Origin of the sequence: Nonomuraea antri, from assembly GCF_013283785.1 — a bacterium.
GTDB lineage: Bacteria > Actinomycetota > Actinomycetes > Streptosporangiales > Streptosporangiaceae > Nonomuraea > Nonomuraea antri.
Map to the genome: position 1 here is coordinate 1 of NZ_JABCPZ010000374.1, position 6185 is coordinate 6185.

5 protein-coding genes and 1 pseudogene are annotated in these 6185 nt (G+C 72.0%); 5 read left to right on the forward strand and 1 reads right to left on the reverse strand.

What is annotated here, in order from left to right:
- A pseudogene (locus HII36_RS52475) lies at positions 1–423 on the reverse strand (hypothetical protein); the annotation flags it as partial.
- 139 nt (positions 424–562) lie between these two features.
- Between HII36_RS52475 and HII36_RS52480 the strand changes: the two are divergent.
- The 5 genes from HII36_RS52480 to HII36_RS52500 all read left to right on the forward strand — a co-directional run.
- On the forward strand, positions 563–3091 hold the full coding sequence (locus HII36_RS52480) for a glycoside hydrolase family 9 protein (protein ID WP_173530903.1): 2529 nt from the start codon (positions 563–565) through the stop codon (positions 3089–3091).
- 31 nt (positions 3092–3122) lie between these two features.
- On the forward strand, positions 3123–3443 hold the full coding sequence (locus HII36_RS52485) for a PadR family transcriptional regulator (RefSeq protein ID WP_173530904.1): 321 nt from the start codon (positions 3123–3125) through the stop codon (positions 3441–3443).
- On the forward strand, positions 3440–4330 hold the full coding sequence (locus HII36_RS52490; protein ID WP_173530905.1) for a hypothetical protein: 891 nt from the start codon (positions 3440–3442) through the stop codon (positions 4328–4330). Before HII36_RS52485 ends, HII36_RS52490 begins: the two co-directional genes overlap by 4 nt.
- A 33-nt stretch (positions 4331–4363) precedes the next feature.
- Positions 4364–5284, forward strand: coding sequence for a hypothetical protein (locus HII36_RS52495; protein ID WP_173530906.1), 921 nt, complete (start codon positions 4364–4366; stop codon positions 5282–5284).
- A gap of 4 nt (positions 5285–5288) precedes the next feature.
- The coding region (locus HII36_RS52500; protein WP_173530907.1) for a peptidoglycan-binding domain-containing protein at positions 5289–6185 on the forward strand (897 nt) is incomplete at its 3' end.

The window sequence follows — 6185 nt, forward strand, 5'->3', positions numbered from 1 at the left end:
ACCGAGCCCCGGCACCCCGCCGAGTCCCGGCACCCCTTCGAGGCCGGCCCACGCGAGTGCGGCCACCGCCACCACAGCCGCCGACCCCGACACCCCGGCCCAGCGCCGCCGGTGCGCCGCCGCGCCGTACACCGCGATCAGCGCGGGCAGGCAGGCGGCGAGCAGCAACGGCCCCGACGCCAGCACCCCGCAGAAGGCCGCGCAGGTGACCAGGGCCGTCGTCACGGGCCATCGCGCGCGTCCGGTCAGCGCCACCGCGCCCACCGCCGCGAACGCGACGCCCGGCCGCCACGCGCCGGGGTCGAGGAGCGCCACCGCGCCCGGCCGCCGGGCGGCCGGGTCGAGGAGCGCCGCGCCCAGCAGGCAGACGGCGAGCAGCAGGTCCTCGACGGCGAATCCGGACAACCGGCGCAAGAGGACCACGCGGGCCAGCGTAGCCCGCATGAAACTTTCATCGGGGACCAGGACCGTTGGCAGGCGGCCGTTGACGCGGTGACGCCCGCGTTGGAGTATCGGAGCGCCCTCGTTTTGGGAGCGCTCCCACACCCCCTTAAGGACCTCCATGACCCGAAGCCGGGCCGCGTTACTGGCCCTCCTCACCATGGTCGCCCTGTCCCCCGCACCGGCGCACGCCGCCGACGAGGGGCCCGAGCAGATCGTGAACGGCACCTTCGACACCGGCACCGCCCCCTGGTGGGGCACCGCGAACGTCACGCTGACCAGCACCGGCGGCAGGCTCTGCGCCGACGTGCCAGGCGGCACCGCCAACCCCTGGGACGTCATCATCGGCCAGAACGACCTCCCGCTGGTCGCCGGCGAGACGTACGCCTACCGGTTCTCCGCGCAGGCGAACCCGGCCAAGGTCGCCAAGGCGCTGGTGCAGCTCCCCGTGGACCCATGGACGCAGTACCTGTCGGCGAGCCCGCAGCTCAGCGTCTCTGGCGACACCTACGCCTACACCTTCACCGCCCCGGTGAGCCTCCCGAACGCCCAGGTGGTCTTCCAGCTGGGCGGCAGCGCCGAACCCTGGAGTTTCTGCATGGACGACGTGTCGCTGAAGGGCGGTGCGGAACCCGACGTTTACGAGCCGGACACCGGCCCGCGCGTCCGGGTGAACATGGTCGGCTACCTGCCTTCAGGCCCGAAGGAGGCCACGGTCGTCACGACGGAGACCGGCCCGCTGGAGTGGGAGCTCAAGGACGCCGGCAAGGAGACGGTCGCCACCGGCCGCAGCCTGCCGAGGGGCGTGGACGCGAGCTCCGGCCAGAACGTCCAGACCATCGACTTCGGCTCCTACGTCAAGCCGGGCGAGGGCTACACGCTGACCGCGGACGGCGAGACCAGCCGCCCGTTCGACATCAGCGCCGGCGTCTACGACGACCTGTCGTCCGACGCGCTCAAGCTCTACTACACCCAGCGCAGCGGCATCGAGATCCTCGACTCGCTGCGGCCCGGCTACGGCCGCCCGGCCGGGCACGCCGGGGTCGCGCCCAACCAGGGCGACGTCGCGGTGCCCTGCCAGCCGGGCGTCTGCGACTACACGCTGAACGTCAAGGGCGGCTGGTACGACGCGGGCGACCACGGCAAGTACGTGGTCAACGCCGGCGTCTCGGTCTACCAGCTCCTGTCGGCCTACGAGCGTGACAAGGCCGCGTTCACCGATCGTCAGCTGAACATCCCGGAGAGCGGCAACGGCGTGCCCGACGTGCTCGACGAGGTGCGCTGGGAGCAGGAGTTCCTGCTCAGCATGCAGGTGCCGGACGGCGAGCGGTTCGAGGGCATGGCCCACCACAAGATCCACGACCGGGCCTGGACCGGGCTGCCGCTGCTGCCGCACCTGGACCCGCAGCCGCGCGAGCTGCACCCCACCTCGACCGCGGCCACGCTCAACCTGGCCGCCACCGCGGCGCAGGCGGCCCGCCTGTTCGCCCCGTACGACGCGGCCTTCGCCGCCAGGAACCTCAAGGCAGCGCGCAAGGCGTGGGCCGCGGCGAAGGCCAACCCGGCCAGGCTCGCCGACCCGAACGACGGCATCGGCGGCGGCGCCTACCCGGACACCGACGTCAGCGACGAGTTCTACTGGGCGGCGGCCGAGCTGTTCATCACCACCGGCGAGAAGGAGTTCAGGGACTTCGTGCTGGCCTCGCCGCACCACGAGGCGGACGTCTGGCTGGAGCGCGGCTTCGACTGGGGTCACACCGCCCAGCTCGGCCGGCTCGACCTGGCCACCGTGCCGAACGCCCTGCCCGGCAGGGACAAGGTGCGCGCGTCGGTGGTGGCGGGCGCGGACAAGTACCTGGCCGTCCAGCAGGCGCACCCGTACGGCATCCCGTACGACGTGCCCGACTACGACTGGGGCTCCAACCACCTGATCGTCAACAACCTGATCGTCATCGCCACCGCCTACGACCTGACCGGCGAGGAGAAGTACCGCCAGGCCGCCCGCCAGGGCATGGACTACCTGTTCGGCCGCAACGCGCTCAACCTGTCGTACGTGACGGGCTACGGCGAGGTGGCGGCGAAGAACCAGCACAGCCGCTGGTACGCCAACCAGCTCGACCCCGCGCTGCCCAACCCGCCGCGCGGCACGCTGGCCGGCGGCCCGAACTCCAGCATCCAGGACCCGGTGGCGCAGCGCCTGCTGCGCGGCTGCAAGCCGCAGTTCTGCTACGTCGACGACATCGAGTCCTGGTCGACCAACGAGCTGACCATCAACTGGAACGCCCCGCTGGCCTGGATCGGCTCGTTCCTGACCGACCGGAGCGGACGTTCGGACTGCCGGGTCCGCTACACCGTGCACGGCTCGTGGCCGTCCGGGTTCAACACCCAGGTGGTGATCGAGAACACCGGCGACACCACGATCGACGGCTGGAGCCTGCGCTGGTCGTTCCTCGGCGGCCAGCGCGTGGACCGCGCCTGGAACGCGGCCGTGACGCAGTCGGGAGCGGTGGTGACGGCCAGGCACGCCGCCGGCAACAGCAGGATCAAGCCGGGCAGGTCGGTGACGTTCGGCTTCCTCGGCATCAACGCGCCGGGCCCGAACCCGGCACCCGAGGTGTTCCACATGAACGGCGACCGCTGCGGGGGCTAGCACAGACTCCGTTGAACGGAATAATGGTCGCATGCCCAGGGGAACCTCAGAGGTCAGCGAGCCGATGTACTTCGTGCTCACCGCGCTGCGCGGTGGCCCGCTGCACGGTCATGCGATCAGCAAGTCGATCCAGGAGCTGTCCGGGGGCCGCGTCAAGCCCTCGGTCGGCACCCTGTACGGAATCCTGGAGCGGCTCAACGAGCGCGGAGTGATCGCCGTCGACAGGGAGGAGACGGTCAACGGCCGCAACCGGCGCTACTTCCGCATCACCGACCAGGGCCAGACCCTGGTGGAGGCCGAGGCCAGGCGCATGCAGGAGGCCGCCGCGCTGGTGCTGCGCCCCAGCACATGACGACGCTCGAACGTCGCTACCGCCGGCTGCTGCTGGCCTATCCCAGGCAGTACCGCCTGGCCCACGGCGATGAACTGCTCGACGTGCTGCTGGAGTCCGCGGCGCCCGACCAGTCGGTCCCCGCGGTCAGGGAGGCGGCCGGTCTGGTGCTCGGCGGCGTGCGGGCCAGGATCGCGCGGCTGGCGACCGGCAGCGTCTGGGCGGGCGGGGTGCACCTGGGCATCACGGCCGTGTCGGTGGCGAACCTGGCCGCGCTGCTGCCGTACGCGGCGGAGATCCCCTGGCTGGTGGCCTGCTCCGCGCTGGCCACGCTGGCCGTGCTGCGCGGGCTGACGCGTGTCGCGTTCGTGCTCACCGCGCCGGCCGGGGCCAAGGCGGTGGCGATCGCGGGCGGCTGGCAGTTGTTCGACGTGACCCTGCTGCCGGTCTACCCGGGGGCGCTGACCGATCAGGCCCTGTTCGCGACGAGCGGCCCGTTCTCGGTGGGCGCGGCGTACGCGGTGGTCCTGCTCGGCCTGCTGGCGCTGATCGGCAGGGGGCAGAAGGCCGGGGCCAGGTCCTGGTGGTGGCCGGCCGCGGTGTTACCGCTGGCCTGGATGGGCCCGGCGTGGCCGGGCGTGGCCGGCGGCCTTCCGCTCAGCGTCAGCAGGGCGGGCGCGGAGCTGACCGTGCTGGGGCTGGCCGTGGTGGCCGCCTATCTGACCAGGGACCTGCGCTGGGGGCTGGCCGCGGCGATCTACCTGCTGGTCGCCTCGATCGAGCTGGCCCCGCACGCCTACGAGTCCGCGTTGTCGCGTCAGCACCTGGCGTACTGGGGGCTGCTGGTGCTGCTGACCCTGGGCACGGTGGCCATGCCGTACCGGCAGCGGAGGCATTGCCTGGATTGACCATACTTCTTTTAACGGAGTATGGTCTGGGCCGTGCATAGGAGATCCGCCTTACGCGTGACCCTGTCCTGCCTGGCCGCGGTGGCCGTACTCGGTGGTTGCGGGGGCGCTTCCGAGGACGTGCGCCCGGCCCCGGCGACGAGTGCCGCCTCGGGGACCAAGGCCAAGAAGCAGCGGCTCGAGGCCGTCATGGCCGACTGCATGAAGCGCGCCGGCTTCAAGTACGTCCCGTACGTGCAGCCGGAGAAGCAGAAGAGCGCCGAGGAGAAGCTGCGCGCGGCCGGCGACTACCAGGCGATGCGGAAATATCGCGAAAAATACGGGTTCGGGGTGTTCTCCATCCACGTCTACCCCGAGGAGTTGAACAACCCGGCCGTCAAGCCCGCGAACGCGCCCGACGTCGACCCGAACCTGGCCATCCAGTCGAAGCTGTCGAAGACCCAGTTCACCGCCTATCGCCAGGCGTCGGAGAAGTGCCGGGTCGATGCGACCAAGCAGGTGATCGGCAAGGTGGTGAAGTCCACCCAGGACTACTACGAGCAGATCAACCGGGTCTCCGCGCAGCGCGTGGACGCCACGATCAACAGTGATCCCGCGCTGGTCGAGCTGGCCACGTCCATGGCGACGTGTCTGAAGGGCAAGGGCTACCGGATCGGCAAGGCCACCCCCTCGGCCCTGTACGAACGCGGCCGCACCGAGTTCCACCAGCAGGAGGACAAGCTCGGCCGGGCGCAGCGCGACGACGTGCCCGACGTGGCGCCGCCGAGCGAGGAGGGCGACCTGCCGATGTACTACGTCCCCACGCTCACCCCGCAGGAGGCCAGGCCGTACCTGACCAAGGAGATCAGGGCCGCGCTGGACGACTTGGAGTGCGGCAGGCGGTTCTACCCCGCCTACCTGCCCCGGCAGGACCGGGTGAACGAGCAGGTCGCCGCCGAGTTCGGCATGTGGTGACGCGATGAGGTCGCCCAGGAGGCTGCTGGCCGGCGTCGTCGGCGGCGTCGTGCTCGTCGCGGGCGCCGGCTGGGCGGTCAGCACGCGGCTGCGCTCCCCCGCCGACGAGGCGGCCCGCCGCGCCGCGCCGGACGCGTCGCTGATCACGGCCGCCGTCGAGCGCCGCAAGCTGGTCAGCGCGGTCGTGGTCAGCGGCACGCTCCAGTACGGCTCGCCGCTGCCCATCACGCTGGCCGGGGTCGTCGGCGGCACAGCCGACGCGCAGCGCGTCACCCGCGCCCCGAGGCAGGGCCGGATCGCGGAAGGCGGCGTGCTGATGGAGGTCAACGGCCGCCCGGTCTTCGCGCTGCGCGGCTCGGTGCCCATGCACCGCACGATCGCCCCCGGCACCAGGGGCGACGACGTCGAGCAGCTACAGGGGGCACTGCGCAGGCTCGGCTTCGGCGGGCCCCGCTCGGGCGTGTTCGACCAGGCCACCATCGCCGCCGTGAACCGCATGTACCGCAAGGGCGGCTACGAGGCGCAGCAGCCCACTCTGGCCGACCGGCAGTCCTACGACACGCTGCGCCGCGCCGTGCAGACCGCGCGGGAAACGCTCGCGACCGAGCGCAAGGCCCTCGACCAGGGACGGGACGTGCTGCCGCTGAAGGTCAGGCTCACCCATGCCAAGACCGATCTGACGTCGGCGAAGAACGCGCTGGAGACGGCCGAGTCGCAGGAGCTGACCCCCGAGGACGACGCCGAGCTCGCCGCGGCCGACGCCGCGGTACGCGCGGCCGAGGAGAAGCTGCTGGCCGCCGAGCAGGAACTGGCCGCGGCACGCGCCCAGCCGACCGCCGCCCCGACCACAGCCCCGACCGCCGCCCCGCCCTCGACCGCGGCCCCCAGCGCGCCCCCCGCC